Raw genomic sequence first — 15,502 nt, forward strand, 5'->3', positions numbered from 1 at the left:
AGGCGGTAGGGCTACTGGCCCGCCGCAGGCGGGTTGCCTGCCGGACTTGCCTCCGTGGTGGGTTGGGCATCCGCGTCTGGCTTGAGTGGTTCGGGCTCGCGCCATTTACCGGCTTTTTGCAGCTTGTTGCGCAGGCCGGGTAGGCTGAAGCCGAGCTGATAGGCACGTTGGGCGTGGGAAAGGGATTGGGTGTAATCACCCAGCTCAAAGTAAGCCAGACCGAGGTTGTACTGGATGTTCGCATTGTCGCCAGCATTCTCGCGAGCAGCTTCGAGCTGCTTGACTCCCTCCTCCTTCTGGCCGTGCTTGGTCAGATAGTTGGCGTAGATCAGCCTTGCCATGCTGTCTTCGGGTCGAAACCGCAGGGCGCGTTCCAGATAGCATTTGACGGTGTAGTTTGCGCCGGGGGTGTGTTCGGTCTTCAGCCGCTCGGCCCAGCGCACCATGGCGATCAGCGCGCGGTGATGGTTGGGCACGGCTCGCAGCGTGTAATCAAGGTCAGCGCCGATAACGCCGGTTGCACCGCGCTTGAGGTTTTCTACCGGCGGGGTGAAGTGGTACTGCTCGACCACCGCGATCTTGTCCTGATCGGTCCGATAGTCAAAGGGGCCGTAGGCATTGGCCAACGGGCCGCACTCTTCATAGGCCTGGGCGCAGCCAATGGTCAGGCCCAATGCCAGGATGACACACCAAATTCTTGCCACCTCGTAATCCCTCCCTACGAAAGCTGGAAACACCGCGTCTTGCTCGGCTGGCCGCTGGGCCATTCGCGGCCTCGGCATGTCGCCGCTCTTGTTATAAATATCACAGTGATAGCCCGACGGGTTAGTGTGGTCGCTATTTGCATCAACTATCGCTAATTAGTTAATCGATAGTCTGATTTGATTTGTCGGATTTTTTTACAATTGACCAAATTGGGGGGCTTTTTTGAGTGCCCTATGCCCTCGTTTTTCCATGTTTATCAATGGCTTGTTGTTTAATTTTGCGGTAGGGTATGGATCGTGCTTTGCAGTTGGTGAGGTGTCCGTCTTTATGCCGCGCCAAGTAGTTAGAGAGATTAGAATGGGTCGTCGCAAAGCCCCCGCTTGCAGGACTAGTGCGAGTTGGGTGTGACGGTCAACAGGATGCGATTTCGATCAAGGTAGAATTCCATGAGCATCAACCACTCCGATGAAAACCCCAGTAAGCCCGAGCGCATGGGACTGCCTGAGTCATCGGCTCCTACCGAATCGCGCCGTCGCTTTATCAAGGGTGGTCTGGCGGTCGGCGTTCCTGCCGTCCTGACCCTGTCCAGCCCTTCGGTTCTGGCCTGCCATTGCAAATCGCCGTCTGCACATGGTTCGCTGACCGGTAGCCAACTCAACCGTAATGCCTATGCATTCACCCAATCCAAATCGTACTCGGATTGGATGCAACCCAATGTCACCTTCCCCAGTGGCTGCAGCAGGACCATGAAGTTCTGGCAGCTCTTCCCGGGAGGTGTCGACGTGAAAATCTGTGACCTTACTGTCCAGTTCCAGAAGGATCTGGTCACGGCAGCGTTGAATATCAAGGCCAACTACATTCCTACCCAGTGCCTGACCATGACCGATCTGCAGTCCATGGCCAAATTGACCTACAAGCCATTCGGTAGCAGCACGACCTGGACCCAGACCCAGATCCAACAGTATCTGGATGCAACCTGGATGCTGGGTACGCCCAAAGACATGACCAAGGCGTACTCCAAATAACCCGCCGGCCTTCCTGGCGTTGCGCCGCCCGTCCTGGGTGGCGTCACGGATTGAGAGTGGCACTCGCCGGTGTGTATCATCGGTCCCGTTGACGATACTCGTCGTGCTCTGGACCCGATGCTCGCTTATATCTTGGAACCTTCCGGCCGCTTTCTCCTGCATGTGTGGGAGGAAGAGGCCTTGGTGTTCGATACCTGCTCCGGCGACACCCATATGTTGGACCCTGTAGCGACCGCGCTGGTCGGTCGGCTGGGTGAGTCCGGACTCGATTTGCCCGCTCTGCAGCGCTGGTTGGATGAGACCTTTGTCTTGCCAGATCAGCAGGCGGCCTCAACCCTGGCCGAGGCAGCGCTGCTAAATTTGCGCGCCATCGGCCTTGTCCGCCTGGTTCCGCTTGAAGATCGCTGATCTGCCCTTTAACGAGCTGGCCCGTCGCCTGCGCGACGGTACATTGTTACTCGACCTGCACCCCTTTGTGGTCCGCATAAGGGCACCACAGGCGGCTGTCGCCACCGCGCTGGGAAAATTGTATGCGCACTTCCCGGTGCAGGAGGCCGACGCTTTTGCAGACTTCCATATTGCCTTGCGGCCAGGGCGTGGTCTGCGCCGTTGGATCAGGCCGCAGGTCAGCTTTGAGTTCGATGGCAAGCAGGCCTTCAAGCCGCTGCCTGAGGACCAGGCCTACCCCATGTTCGAATGGGGGTTGAACTGGTGCATAGCTGCACACGCCCATCAATTCCTGATTTTGCACGCCGCGGTCATCGAACGAGGCGGTCGGGCCATCATCATGCCGGCTCCACCTGGCTCGGGTAAAAGCACCCTGTGTGCCGGCCTGGTCAGCCGCGGCTGGCGGCTGCTCTCCGATGAGCTTGCGCTCGTGCATATGGAAACGGGCTTGGTGCACGGCATGGCCCGGCCGATCAACCTGAAGAATCGTTCCATTGAGGTTATACGGCGATTTCAGCCGGGCGCCGCCATGAGCGATCCCGTCAACGATACCGTCAAGGGTACCGTTGCCTTGCTTGGCCCGCCCGCGGAGAGTGTATCCCGGGTCCGGGAAGCCGCCCTGCCCGCCCATATCGTATTCCCCCGCTATCTGGCCGACGCGCCGGCAGCCTTTGTGCCGGCCGACAAGACACACTCGGCCATGCGGGTGGCTGACGAAGCATTCAACTATGGCATCCACGGTCGCCGCGGTTTTGAGGCGCTGACGGCCTTGATCGACCGTTGCACATGCCATGAGTTTGCCTATGGCAGCCTGGAGGAAGCAATCGAGGCGTTTGAGCAATTGCCGGGGATTCCGCAATGAGCAGGCCGAATGATCTGATATTGCAGGGCTTGCTGGAGCCGGCTTCGCTTGAGCGATTCAGCCCTGGGCAGTGGGACTTGTTGGTGCGGCAAGGGCGACGGGCCAATGTGTTGAGCAGGTTGGCGCTGTTGCTGCAGGGGCGTAAAGGTAGTGAGTATTTATTCGCGCCGGCCAGAGCCCACTTGGAGGCGGCTGCGGTGATCGCCCGCCAGCAGGAGGTGGCCATACGCTGGGAGGTCAGTTGCATACAGGCCGCCTTGCAAGAAAGTGGTGTGCCACTGGTACTGCTCAAGGGGGCGGCCTATGTCATGGCCAACCTGCCCGTTGCGCAGGGGCGGGTGTTCTCTGACGTTGATATCCTCTTGCCGCGGGCGCAGATCGCAGATGCCGAGTCGGCCCTGATGCTCCATGGCTGGATCAGCAGCCATCACGATGCCTACTACCAGCGCTACTACCGGCAATGGATGCATGAGATTCCGCCCATGCTGCATGTGCGTCGTGGCACCGTGATAGACGTCCATCATGCCATCCTGCCTGAGACAGCACGTATCCGGGCCAACTCGGCCGCCATGCTGGCGGCGGCCGTGCCAGTGCCAGGGATGCCGGGCGTTGCCGTGCTGGCGCCAATGGATATGGTGCTGCATAGCGCCACGCATCTGTTCCATGAGGGCGAGTTCGACAATGGCTTGCGCGACTTGCTGGATCTGGATGGATTGCTGCGGCACTTTGGTCTGCAGGCGGATTTCTGGTCGGCCCTGGTGCCGCGGGCGGTGCAAGTAGGTTTGGTGCGACCGCTCTACTATGCCCTGCACTATGCCAGCCTGATATTGGGTACGCCGGTGCCTGGCGAAGTCATGGCCGCGGCCAAGACGCAAGGTGGGCCTGGTCCGGTGACCGGCTGGCTGATGGATGCCTGCATGCTGCGCGCCCTACGTCCGAATCACCCCAGCTGTGCTGATCGCTGGACCGGTCTGGCTCGGTGGCTGCTCTATGTCCGTTCCCATTGGCTGCGTATGCCCTTGCCGCTGCTATTGCTGCACCTGACTCGCAAGGCACTGGTCAAGGAGACGGCAGTTCAGGAATCGCGGGCCGAGGATCAGGGGGCGCAGCCTTAACGCGCGCTGCGCAATAGTTCCTGCAGGTACTGGGACGGCATGGCGAAGCTGATGCCTGAGGGCTGGCTCAGTACGGCTTCCTTGGTGCCTTTGACGAAGACCATATTGATGATGCCGATCACCTCTCCCTTGTCGAGGTCGAACAGCGGCCCACCGCTATTGCCAGGGTAGGCGGTGGCGTCGAGTTGGTAGACCGGAAAGCTGCCGGTCTTGATCCGGCGGATCATCTTCTCGTTGAGCTGCTGTGCCGTTGGGCTGGGGAGTACGATGGGCGTAACCGCCGAGACGATGCCGCGATGGGTGACCGGGCTCAGGCCCAGGACCGACCCGATGGGAAAGCCGATAAATGCGATCGCCTGCCCTTCCCGCGCGGTCGCCCCGCCATTGAGTGGCAAGGGCGGCAGGCCATCTCCCTCGAATTTCAGCAGCGCCAGGTCATGGATGTCGTCGAGCACCTCGCTCTTGGCCAGGCGCAACTGCGAGCCGGCAAAGCCCGATACCAGCTGAATTGCCAGGCTCTCGCCGTTGCCCGTATCCAGCAACTCCGGAACTACATGCACATTGGTGACGACCTGGTTGCCGTTGCCAACGACAAAGCCGGTTCCCCGCATGATGAAGGCGGGACTACGAGTCTTTTGATAAGTGCCGACCACCACGATGGAGGGTTTGACCCGGTCTATCAAGTCGGGCAGCGATTCGGCGGCGATGGCCGTGATGGTGAGCGGCAGGAGGATCAGAACCACGAGCAGGCTATGGGCTCGTCGGATATAGGCTCGCGGACTGGCTTGCATTGGACTTCCTCTTGAAAGGCGCGCCCCTACAGGGACTTGGCGCTCTGTATGCGGGGCATTTCCGGCGACGGCGGTGTGACCGCCGCATCGAAAGGGTGCTCGACACGTTGGTAGACATTGATGATGCGTTTGACGTAGTCCCGCGTCTCTGGGTATGGCGGTACGCCTTTGAAGCGCTCCACGGCCCCCTCCCCTGCATTGTAGGCGGCAGCGACCAAGGCGACATTGCCTTGGAAATAGGCCAGCAACCAACGCAGATAGGATAGACCGCCCCGCACATTCTGCTCGGGGTCAAAAGGCTTGCTCACATTGAAACGGATGGCGGTATCCGGGATCAGCTGCATCAGGCCCTGGGCGTTCTTGTCCGAGACGGCGACCGGATCAAAGTTCGATTCCGCTTTGATGACGGCGATGGCCAGCCTCGGCTTGACGCCGTACTCGGGCGCCAGCCGCTGGATCAGGCCGATGATTTTCTTCTGAGGCTCGGTGCTGGTGAGCAGGATGTCCTCAATGTCGTCCTCGGATTCATCAGACTGCCACTGCATGGGTGGCCGCAGGCATTCGGGCTGGCGCGCCTCGGCATGGCCGAGAAAGCGCAGCATGCGTAAGGATGCCTGGTGCCCCTGCGCCGCAGCAGCGCCAAACAGATAAGCGGCGAGCTCATCATCTCTTGGCAGCCCTCGGCCGTTCGCGTACATCCAGCCCAGGTTGTAGAGGGCTTCGGCATCGCCTAGCTTGGCGGCCTGGCAATACAGCTCCGCAGCCTTCTTGGCATCTCGCGGTACGCCTTCGCCATGCTCAAGTGCCAAGGCAGTAAGGCGTAGCTGTTCGGCCCCAGGCCCCCCGTCGGCACGGGCCGGAGAGCTGATCGTGACGAATAGCCCCACCAGCAGCGCGGCCAGTCCTCCGCGGGGTTGAGCGGCGCCGGTACCAATCCCGGTGCCTGGACTGTGCGGCTTGATGTTGGGTGGTGCACAAGGCATGACCTGACATCCTGGTCTAAGTGCCTGGCCGTTCGGATGGGCTGCGGTAGATGCCGCAAGCGTCAGGCCGTTCCAGTATAGGCCTGCCCATCTGGTCGCGGCATGCCGGCGAGCGGCTGGCTTCAGCCATGTTGTCCACCCAGTTTCAGTCGGGCACTGACTTTGCCGAGGCAGAAGCTTTCTGCCCCCTGCGGACGGCCTGCCACCTGCCAAAGCACCAGCGACACGCCCATGTAGACTACGGCGCCAAAGGCCGATTCGACAAAGAGCCTGACCCAGGGATTGTGTGCAGCCAGGTGCAGGTCAAAGCCACGCACGCTCGTGTACATCACCAGTACCGCCAGGGTTGGACGCCAAAGCACGGCACTCAGATCACGCCAGCGAAAGCCCAGCATGCCGCGCGTCAGCCGCATGGCTACCGGCACGGTCGGTACATGGGCTAGCAGGTAGGCATAACCTGCGCCTATCACCCCGTAACGCCCCAGGAAGTAATACAGCCCCGGCCCAAGTATGAGCAGGAAGAAGGCGGTCATGATGGTGACCTCTCGGGTGCGCCCCATCACCATCCAGACCACGCTGTTGTTGGTCTGCGTGGCGGTGATGGCGCCGTAGACGGCCAACAGTTGGATCAGTGGCACCGCATCGAGCCATTTGTCCCCAAGCACGGCACGGACCAGTGGGTCGGCCACGGCGGCGATGCCCAGGCCTACCGGCAGAATGAGTAAACCGATCATACCCATCAGCTTGAGGTAGGACGCGCTGATCAAGGCCGGGTCTGCCATCTTGGAGAAGCCGGGAAAGGTGGCGCGGTTGATGGGGGCGACCAGTTCGGTGGACGGTAGGTTTGATATCTCGTAGGCAACCGAGAAGATGCCAACACCGGTCGCACCGTAGAGCTTGGCGATGATGAAATTGCAACCGTTTCCCTGCAAGAACTGGAAGGTGTTGTTGAGGAACAGCCACTTGGAAAAGTGGAATAGCTCGCGGGAGGCGGATAGTGATAACCGCGGGCGATAGTCGCTCATGCGGAAGCTCGCGATGACGCCAACGATGCGGCCGACAATGATGCCGGTGACCAGAGCCCAGTAAGAGTGGAACCAGAGTGCGCCACCCACGGTTGCGCCGAATGTCACGATGCGGCGCAGGAACAACAGCCGGAATTCGTCGCGGAAGTTCAGGTCTTTGCGGAAATTGACCACGCCGACGTTGGACAGCCCGCCAAATAGATAGGCCAGTGCCAAGGCACACATCACCGCCGACAGTCTGGGCTCGTTGTAGAAGACGGCTGCCGGCCAGGCCAGGCCAACCAGGGCCAGCGCACAGAACAGGCCAAACAGGACATTGAAGGTCCAGACCGTGTCGTACTCCGAGCGTCCGGCTTGCTGGTTCTGGATCAGCGCCAGCTCAAAGCTGAAGGCGCCGAGCAGGTCGAGTACGCCGCCGATGGCGGTGGCCATGGCGACGAGACCGAAGTCGCCCGGTACCAGCAGGCGCGCCAGGATCAGGGTGCTGACAACGCCAATACTGCGGTCCATCAAGCGGGCGGCGACCATCCAGATGATGCCGCGGGCCATTTTTTGCTGCACATCCGCCATGTGGCGAGCTTCCTATTGAGTGGCGATCTGGTCCAATAATTGGACGAAAGAGGTGGAGCGGCCTCGTCGGGAGGCCTGTTGCACGGCTTCTGGCGTGGGTAGGCGAACCTGGCCGGCACGTAGCTCGGCCAAAAAACGTGGCAGCAGGGCCTCGATTTCCTCGGCGCTATCGAGCCGCGCCAAGGCATCCAGCCCGGCAGCATGCAACACGCCGGCGGTATCGCCCGCCGGGTCGGTCAGCGCCAGGATGGGCCTGCCGGCGCGCAGGTATTCATAGATCTTGGCGGGGATCTGGGCATTGCAATTGGCAGCCTGCATGACCAGTAGTGCGTCTACGGTCATCATCTCCTGCAGGGCTTCCTTGTAAGGCACGCTGGGGCAGATCTCCAGTAGCTCGCTCACGCCATGCTCGGCGGCCAAAGAGCGCAGCAGTTCGTCATGTACTGCCGCCCTGAACCGCAGGCGCAGATCCTGGCGGCCGAGCTGGCCACTGCGGATCAGACGCCCGAGTGCGACAAAGAGCTGGGTCGGATCCCGTTCGGACGGGTAAATGATGCCGCTGTGCAGCAGCGTCACCGGTGCGTCGCCGGCCAGGCGGCCCACGGCGGAGGCAGGCGGGAAGCTTTCCTCGTCAAAGCCATTTTCCAGCACGCTGATGCGGCTGGCCGCCTGTGGGTAGCGCTCGCGGTACATGCGGGCGGCGCTGGGCGTGGTGAAGAGCGCGTGGCGCGCCCTTTGCAGGGCCACTTCCTCAATCTGCTTATAGCTGTGCCAGGTCTTGGGATCAGTAGGGTAGTCGTCCTGCGCCATGGGGTCGCGGAAGTCGGCCACCCATGGCAAGCCGCTGCGGCGTTGCAGTTCGGCGGCGATCACATGGGCGGTGGCGATCGGGTAGGTCGACCAGATCACATCCGGTCGGTATTCCTCAATCAGCCGCATGCCTTCGCGGATGGCGGCGAATTTCCAGCTGATCCAGCGGTCCGGCCGCGCCATCCAGCCCAGATAACGCCCCTTGATGGTCAGGTGACGTCCGGTGTCGAGTGCAAAGGCACGCTTTACCACGGTGCCTGTCGGTACGTCCGCCAGCAGGTCGTCACTGGTTTTCTCGTAAGCGCGCGGATCGGCGCTCAGTACGATAGGTTGCCAGCCAAGTTCGGGCAGGTGCTGTACAAAGCGCAAGGTGCGCTGGATGCCGCTGCTACCCGCCAATGGCGGGAAGTGGTACGCAATCATCAGGATGCGTTTCATGCCTTGTCCAGGAAGGTTTGCAGCCAGTTGAGGGTCAGGGACTCGACTTCGGCCCGCCAGGCTGCGGTGGAGAAGGTATGGTCAGCCTCGGCCAGGGTGTGGCAGCTGACCTTGTCCTGCAGCAGCAGGCCGGACCAGGCCGGTTCGCTGGCCGTGCATTCGAGGAATTCCTTGGCGGTGTAGTCGCGACCGCTGAGTATGAGCAGTAGCGGCCCGGGGAATTGCGCCCAGCCTTGGGCCATCCGTTCCGGAAATGGCCGACCTGCCACTTGGCTGGCTGGCTGCGCCGGGCGATGCAGCCGCCGGATGGCGAACCACAGGCTGGCAGCAGCCGAACCCCAGTTCACCCCGCCGCGCAGCAGCTTCTTCCAGAAATCAGCCTGTAGCAGCCTTTGCCGGTAGTAGTGCTTGATTTGTGTACGCGCCTGGGTGGCTTCGCTGCGTACCCAGGGGTTGAGCAGACTGAGACCGCAGATGCGCGGGTCTTGTCTTTCCTGCCAGTACAGAAGCGCGGCCGATGCCGCATCACACAGGCCCCAGATCACCACCCGCTGTACCGACGGACAAGCTGCCTGGAAAGCATCCAGCGCCGCGGCAATGTCTGCACTGACCGATTCAAAGCTCCGACTTTCACCGCCGCTGTCACCCATGCCCCGATAATCAAAGCGCCAGGTGGCGTAACCGGCTGCGGCAAGGTGGCGCGACAGCAACAGGAATTGGCGATGGCTGCCGGCGCGGTACTGTGGCCCGCCGACCACCACCAGTACGCCGCAGTCCCTCGGCAACGATGGGCTGGCGAGCATGCCCAGCAGCTGCTCACCCTCGCAGGGAAAGAGGACCGCCTGTTCGCGTAGGTTCATGCCGCCACCTGCTCGCCCAATGCCATCAGGCTGACCTCGCAGAGCGTGGCGATGGTTTCTATCTCGGTGGTCTGCCAGAAGCTGGGCCCGTTGACCGGTAGCCCTTCCGCTGCCAAGCCGGCTGCGCGCCATTTTTCCAGCCGCGATGCCGTTGCAGGGGACAAACCAGGCTCGGTACGGCTGCTGATTTCGACCACGACGACACGACCGCGCCCGTCCGGCACCAACTCCGCCTGTTCCAGGCCCGCTGCCAAGGCGGGCGAGAGCGTATAGCCAGCCACCTCGACCGACTCGCCGCGGGCCAACTGCTCGCGAGGATTCTCTCCCCTGCTCTCGCCCGTCAGCATATCGCCTGCACTCTTGAGCCGCAGAAATTGCTGCAGAAACTGCTTGCCCGAAAATACCGGCTGCCATAGCAAGAGGTGGACGGGTTCGGCCTGGCCGGCCGCCGCTGCAGCGGCGAGCAGGCAGCCCGTACGCAGCCCCCATAGCCAGCGCTCCTGGCCGGGGTAGTGCTCCCCTAGCCAGTCACAAGCTCGTGCCAAGTCTTGCAGCCAGGCATTCCAGTTGGCGTCGGCAAAGTCGCCAGCGCTGTCGCCGGTGCCGTAGAGGTCGAGCTGCAGTACTGCGTAGCCAGCCCTGGCCAAGGCTTGTGCCTGTAGCGCCGCCATGCGGCGGGACTTGTTCATTTCTTCGGCAAACGGTGGGACGTAGACAACTGTGCCATGCACGAGGCTGTCCTTGGGTGGCGCGTGGTGCAGACAGAGGCACTGGCCAGCGGGGGTGTCCAGGTAGAAAGCGTCCAGGGCCATGATGGCGTTGGCCGGTCTTATAGCTTGCCGCGGATGAAGTCGATCAGGGTGCCCACCGTGCCAAAGACCGAGCCATCGATCTCGTCGTCGTCGACGGTGATGCCAAAGCGGTCTTCGAGGCTGGTGATCAGTGCGACCACTGCCATGGAGTCCAGTTCGGGAATCGCGCCGAGCAGCGCAGTATTCTCGTCGAAAGTCTGGGCTCGACCCTTGAGGCTGAGCACTTCATCGAGAATGGCGAGTAGTTCCTGTTTTATATCCATAAGTCCCCTCTTATTAAGAGTATTCAAATATTGCCTAATAACGGCGGTTATTGGTGATGGCGATTATACGGGCTCTTTGCCACAAATTTCGTGCGATACTTTTACCACCATAAAGAATTAACAATAGCTAATGAATAAACATGGCCCATTCACCGGCGCCATCGAGGGGCGGCCGGGAATATGAGTGAGGGACAGCAGCAGGGCAGGATCCGGCGGGCGCTCGCCGATGCGGTGCATAGACTGGGCTGGCTGGATGGCGGGCTCTATCTGTGCAGCCGGTTGCTGGAGCGGCTGAGCGGCGGGCGGGCCAGGTTGGTGAAATACCACATCGTTGCCCAGCCGGTAGGTGCCGGTGCCTTCGATGCCGTGCGTGCCGACCCTGCTACGGTGGTTGCTCCGGCCGGGCCGGGCAACCCACTGGTGCCAGTGTTTCCGCGCCCTGCAGCCATTATCCAGCAACGCTTTGCGATTGGTGCCGAGTGTCTGACTGCGGAGGTCAAGGGTAGCTTTGCGGGCTATCTGTGGCTGGCGCGCCAAGCCTATGACGAAGACGAGGTACGTTGCCGCTTCATCTTGCAGGACCCGATGCGCAGCGTTTGGGATTTCGATGTCTATGTAGAGCCGCGCTTTCGTCTGGGACGCACCATGGCCAGGCTCTGGCAGGCTGCCGATGCGCGCCTGGCGGCCCAGGGTGTTGCATGGACGTTCAGCCGTATATCGGCTTTCAATGCCGAATCACTGTCAGCCCATGGTCGTCTAGGTGTAGTCAAATGTCATAGCCTGGTTTTCGTGGTTTTAGGCCGACTGCAATTGTCTTTCCTGCCGCATTGGCCCTATCTGCATCTGAGTATTTCTGACTTATCCCCACCGCAAATCCATCTGCCCCTGCCCAGTGCCCATCGGCAGGGCGGCAGTTAATGGAAGATTATGGAATTATTCACAATCTTTACTTTTTCAACTCGATAGAATGAATCGGGAAAATCGGTTAAATCCTGCCCTGATTTAACCATTGCTTATTTAGTTTGCGCCTATGGCGCATTTCACTTCATTGCCGACATTGCCATGATTGCAAAGAACGCCGCCCTGCTTCCTGAATTGATTGCCCTCTCCGCGGAGTCACGCCCCGAGGCGCCCGCCTTGAGCTATGGCAAGGACACGCTGAGCTATGAGGCGCTGCAGCGCGCCGTCGTCGAGTTTGCCAACGGTTTGTTGGCCTTGGGCCTACAACGCGGTGAGCGGGTTGCGATCTATCTTGAGAAGCGTTTCGAGACGGTAATCGCGAGCTTTGGGGCGACCCAGGCCGGTTGCGTATTCGTGCCGCTTAACCCACTTCTCAAGCCAGAGCAGGCGATGTACATCATGCAGGACTGCAATGTCCGCCTGCTGGTCACCTCCAGTGAGCGGCTGATCCAGTTGCTACCGGTTTTGTCGCAGTGCCCCGATCTGCGCCACGTGGTCACGACCGGATCGGTTGCGCCGGCGGTGCCGGAAGGCTTGGCTGGGCACGACTGGGCGAGTTTCATGGCGGCGCCACAAGCTACTGGCCATCGGTTGATCGATGTGGACATGGCGGCCATCCTTTATACCTCGGGTAGTACCGGTCGCCCCAAGGGAGTGGTCCTGTCTCACCGCAATATGGTGGCGGGTGCCAAGAGTGTGGCGAGCTACCTCGAAAACCGGCCGGAAGACACATTGCTGGCCGCCCTGCCCCTGTCCTTTGATGCCGGCTTCAGCCAGTTGACGACCGCTTTCCATAGTGGCGCCAGGGTCGTCCTGTTGAACTATCTCTTGCCCCGCGATGTGCTCAAGGCGCTGGAAAACGAGCGGGTGACCGGCCTGACGGCGGTCCCGCCACTGTATATCCAGCTCTCGCAGCTGGAGTGGTCGGCCGGTATTACCGAGCACCTGCGCTACTTTGCCAATACGGGTGGCCGCATGCCGCGCGAGACCTTGGCCGCGTTGCGTAGCCGTTTGCCCAAGAGCAAGCCTTACCTCATGTACGGTCTGACCGAGGCCTTTCGCTCGACCTATCTGCCACCCGAGGAGGTGGACCGTCGGCCGGATTCCATCGGCAAGGCCATACCCAATGCCGAGATTCTGGTCCTGCGTGAGGACGGCAGTCCCTGTGCGCCCAATGAGCCGGGTGAGCTGGTACATCGAGGCGCCCTGGTTGGCATGGGTTACTGGAACGATATCGAAAAAACAGCGGAGCGTTACAAGCCGCTACCTACCGGCATCCCTGGGCGAGAGCCCGGCTTGGTATTGCCGGAACTGGCCGTTTTTTCCGGCGACACCGTCAGGATGGATGAAGAGGGCTTCCTCTACTTCATCGGCCGGCGGGATGAAATGATGAAAACGTCGGGTTATCGCGTCAGCCCGACCGAGGTGGAGGAAATTCTGTATGCGACCAAGCTGGTCGGTGAGTGCGTAGCCTTCGGTGTGCCGCATGACACCCTGGGCCAGGCGATCTGCGTGATTGCGACCCGCGCTACAGAGACGGTGAATGAAGCCGCCCTGCTGGCGGAGTGCCGTGTCCATATGCCGGCCTATATGGTGCCGACTCAGATCGAGTTCCGCGAGGGACCGCTGCCGCGCAATCCGAACGGCAAGATTGATCGCAAGACCCTATCCACCGAGTTTCAGATGAGCCCGGCCTAGCAAATTGCTGGCCTTGGGAGGGCCATTTCATGATGCAAACAATAAAAAACGCGCTTCACGACAGGGAAGCCGTCGAAGCTACCGATTTGCCCGTGCCGGCTTGCTTGGACAAAGGTCGCAGCCAACGCGGGGGGCGCCTCTGGGCCCGGACGCTAGCTCTGACCGCTTTGGCTTGTACCGCCCTGTGGGCGAGTAGCCAGAATGCGCCTCTGACCAATCTGCGTACACAGCTCGAAGCAGTGCCTGAGGGGGGCTGGGTCAAGGTCAACCTCAATCTCTATTCCGATGTGTGGACGCCGGCAGACCTGCGCCCGCTGTATGGCTCATCCAACCCGACGCCTTTTACCATCATCAATGCCTGGAGTGGCTTTGCCTGGGACCCGAATCGCGGCGACCTGATCATCTATGGCGGCGGGCATGCCAATTCGCCGGGTAATGACGTCTATCGCTGGCATGGCGCTACCCAGCTGTGGGAGCGTGCCTCGCTACCCAGTGAAGTGATCTATAACCCGCTGGGCTTTCACCAGACCATAGACGGGCCGTTCAATTCGCCGATCGCCGCCCATACCTACGACAACAATAGTTACCTGCCGATTGCAGATCGCTTCCTGGTCTTTGGTGGCGCGTCCTTCAATACTGGTGGCCCCTATATGGTCGAGGACCCGGCTGGCAGCGCCCGCAAGACCGGTCCCTATTTCTTCGATCCCAACCGGGCTGACCCGAACAAGGTGGGTGGCCTGACCGGTTCGCATGTGCAGCGTGTGGCGCCGCACCCCGAGATCGTCGGTGGCCAGATGTGGAGCAACCGGGACATCTTCAACCGCTATCCGGCAGCCTCCATGCCAGGGTCCTTCGTCAATGGTGTATCCGGCTATAAGCAGGAGAACGGCCATGACGTGGTCTACATCGGCGGCTACGGCCCCGGTGGCGGGACCGATACCAATCTCTTCAAGTACACCGTGGTGGATGTCAATGACCCCAGCAAGGATACGATGGAGAAGGTCGGGACCTACTGGGTCACGCCCGGCCCAGCCGCGGGTACCTATGACCCGGTACGCAATATCTTCCTGGCCACGGGGGTAGACCCGACGCCATTTACCTTCTGGGATCTTTCGACCGCCGGCCCAACCAACAAGGACCAGCGCCTCTTCCCCACCGATCTGACCGGTGGTTTTTCCATGACCTCGAACTATGGTCTGGACTACGACCCGGTCCGTGACCAGTATCTGCTCTGGCAAGGTGGGCCTGATGTCTGGGTGCTCAAGGGGCCTCAGACCATGGCGCTGACAGGCTGGACTATGCAGAAGGCGGCCGCGCCGACATCTGCCACCGTTCCTCCCGCGCTGCTCACCTCGGGTGGCGTGCGCGGCAAGTGGAAGTATGTCCCCAACCTGGACGTTTTCATCGCGCTCGAGGATGCCAACCAGGGCAATGTCTGGTTCTATAAGCCGGTAGGCTGGTCGCCACCGGCGGCCAGTGGCTTGCCCACCGTCAGTCTGACCGCACCTGCGGCAGGCAGCAGCTTTGTCGCGCCAACGACGGTTACCGTCTCCGCCAACGCCAGTGATAGTGATGGCACCGTGGCACGCGTGGATTTCTATGCCGGTAGCACGCTGATTGGCAGCGATAGCACCGCACCGTACAGCATCAGCTGGAATGCCAGCACCGCCGGCAGCTACAGCCTGACCGCCGTGGCCGTGGACAACCTGGGTGGCAGCACGACCTCCAGCCCGGTGGCCGTCACGGTGACCGGCGGCAGCAATGCCGCGCCCACCGTCAGCCTGAGTGCCCCCTCGGCCGGTGCCAGCTTCACCGCCCCGGCAGCGATCACCGTCTCGGCCAGTGCCAGCGATAGTGATGGCACGATAGCCCGGGTGGACTTCTACGCCGGTGGCACCCTGATCGGCAGCGACAGCAGTGCGCCGTACAGCATCAGCTGGAGCAATGTGGCCGCTGGCAGCTACAGCCTGACGGCAGTGGCCGTGGATAACCTGGGCGCAAGCACCACCTCCTCGGCCGTTGCGGTCACGGTCGGCACGGCCAGCAACGCAGCCCCGACGGTGAGCCTGACCGCCCCGGCCGGTGGCACCAGCTATACCGCCCCGGCCCTGGTCACCCTGAGCGCCACGGCCGCCGAC

Annotated in this window: 15 protein-coding genes; 7 read left to right on the forward strand and 8 right to left on the reverse strand. The window is 61.4% G+C overall.

Going from position 1 to position 15,502, the window contains the following annotated elements; translation table 11 throughout:
- Positions 1-11: 11 nt before the first annotated feature.
- Positions 12-704 (reverse strand): hypothetical protein, encoded by a 693-nt coding sequence (locus tag VIM95_RS08675; protein ID WP_331984648.1) that lies wholly within the window; start codon positions 702-704, stop codon positions 12-14.
- Positions 705-1,151: 447 nt separating this feature from the next.
- On the opposite strand from VIM95_RS08675, the gene VIM95_RS08680 reads away from it, so the two are divergent.
- From VIM95_RS08680 to VIM95_RS08695, 4 genes are all read left to right on the forward strand, one after another.
- On the forward strand, positions 1,152-1,730 hold the full coding sequence (locus VIM95_RS08680) for a hypothetical protein (protein ID WP_331984650.1): 579 nt from the start codon (positions 1,152-1,154) through the stop codon (positions 1,728-1,730).
- Positions 1,731-1,847: 117 nt separating this feature from the next.
- Positions 1,848-2,138 carry an HPr-rel-A system PqqD family peptide chaperone gene (locus VIM95_RS08685; protein ID WP_331984652.1) on the forward strand — a complete coding sequence of 97 codons (291 nt, stop codon included), beginning with the start codon at positions 1,848-1,850 and terminating at the stop codon, positions 2,136-2,138.
- On the forward strand, positions 2,125-3,039 hold the full coding sequence (locus tag VIM95_RS08690; RefSeq protein WP_331984654.1) for an HprK-related kinase A: 915 nt from the start codon (positions 2,125-2,127) through the stop codon (positions 3,037-3,039). Before VIM95_RS08685 ends, VIM95_RS08690 begins: the two co-directional genes overlap by 14 nt.
- Positions 3,036-4,154 (forward strand): nucleotidyltransferase family protein, encoded by a 1,119-nt coding sequence (locus tag VIM95_RS08695; RefSeq protein ID WP_331984656.1) that lies wholly within the window; start codon positions 3,036-3,038, stop codon positions 4,152-4,154. The genes VIM95_RS08690 and VIM95_RS08695 overlap by 4 nt, the downstream gene beginning before the upstream one ends.
- Here the strand turns inward: VIM95_RS08695 and VIM95_RS08700 are convergent.
- From VIM95_RS08700 to VIM95_RS08730, 7 genes are all read right to left on the reverse strand, one after another.
- Positions 4,151-4,945, reverse strand: coding sequence for a serine protease (locus VIM95_RS08700; RefSeq protein WP_331984658.1), 795 nt, complete (start codon positions 4,943-4,945; stop codon positions 4,151-4,153). The genes VIM95_RS08695 and VIM95_RS08700 overlap by 4 nt on opposite strands.
- A 26-nt stretch (positions 4,946-4,971) precedes the next feature.
- Positions 4,972-5,928 (reverse strand): transglycosylase SLT domain-containing protein, encoded by a 957-nt coding sequence (locus VIM95_RS08705; RefSeq protein ID WP_331984660.1) that lies wholly within the window; start codon positions 5,926-5,928, stop codon positions 4,972-4,974.
- A 122-nt stretch (positions 5,929-6,050) separates the two neighbouring features.
- Positions 6,051-7,523: a lipopolysaccharide biosynthesis protein gene (locus VIM95_RS08710; protein WP_331984662.1), complete on the reverse strand. Its 1,473-nt coding sequence runs from the start codon at positions 7,521-7,523 to the stop codon at positions 6,051-6,053.
- A 12-nt stretch (positions 7,524-7,535) separates the two neighbouring features.
- Entirely contained in the window at positions 7,536-8,771 is a 1,236-nt protein-coding gene (locus VIM95_RS08715; RefSeq protein ID WP_331984664.1) for a glycosyltransferase, read from the reverse strand.
- Positions 8,768-9,631, reverse strand: a complete 864-nt coding sequence (locus tag VIM95_RS08720; RefSeq protein ID WP_331984666.1) for a hydrolase 1, exosortase A system-associated — start codon at positions 9,629-9,631, stop codon at positions 8,768-8,770. Before VIM95_RS08720 ends, VIM95_RS08715 begins: the two co-directional genes overlap by 4 nt.
- The gene (locus VIM95_RS08725; RefSeq protein WP_331984668.1) at positions 9,628-10,443 is read right to left on the reverse strand and encodes a hydrolase 2, exosortase A system-associated; all 816 of its coding nucleotides are present in this window, start codon (positions 10,441-10,443) and stop codon (positions 9,628-9,630) included. Before VIM95_RS08725 ends, VIM95_RS08720 begins: the two co-directional genes overlap by 4 nt.
- Before the next feature lie 17 nt (positions 10,444-10,460).
- The gene (locus VIM95_RS08730) at positions 10,461-10,706 is read right to left on the reverse strand and encodes an acyl carrier protein (protein ID WP_331984670.1); all 246 of its coding nucleotides are present in this window, start codon (positions 10,704-10,706) and stop codon (positions 10,461-10,463) included.
- 180 nt (positions 10,707-10,886) lie between these two features.
- Between VIM95_RS08730 and VIM95_RS08735 the strand changes: the two genes are divergently transcribed.
- The 3 genes from VIM95_RS08735 to VIM95_RS08745 all read left to right on the forward strand — a co-directional run.
- A complete protein-coding gene (locus VIM95_RS08735; RefSeq protein WP_331984672.1) occupies positions 10,887-11,624 on the forward strand; it encodes a hypothetical protein in 738 nt (245 codons plus the stop codon).
- A 144-nt stretch (positions 11,625-11,768) separates the two neighbouring features.
- Entirely contained in the window at positions 11,769-13,364 is a 1,596-nt protein-coding gene (locus VIM95_RS08740) for an acyl-CoA ligase (AMP-forming), exosortase A system-associated (RefSeq protein ID WP_331984674.1), read from the forward strand.
- 167 nt (positions 13,365-13,531) lie between these two features.
- A partial coding sequence (locus VIM95_RS08745; protein ID WP_331984676.1) for an Ig-like domain-containing protein occupies positions 13,532-15,502 on the forward strand: 1,971 nt, incomplete at its 3' end.

Origin of the sequence: Chitinimonas sp. (assembly GCF_036568685.1) — a bacterium.
Lineage (GTDB): Bacteria > Pseudomonadota > Gammaproteobacteria > Burkholderiales > Chitinimonadaceae > Chitinimonas.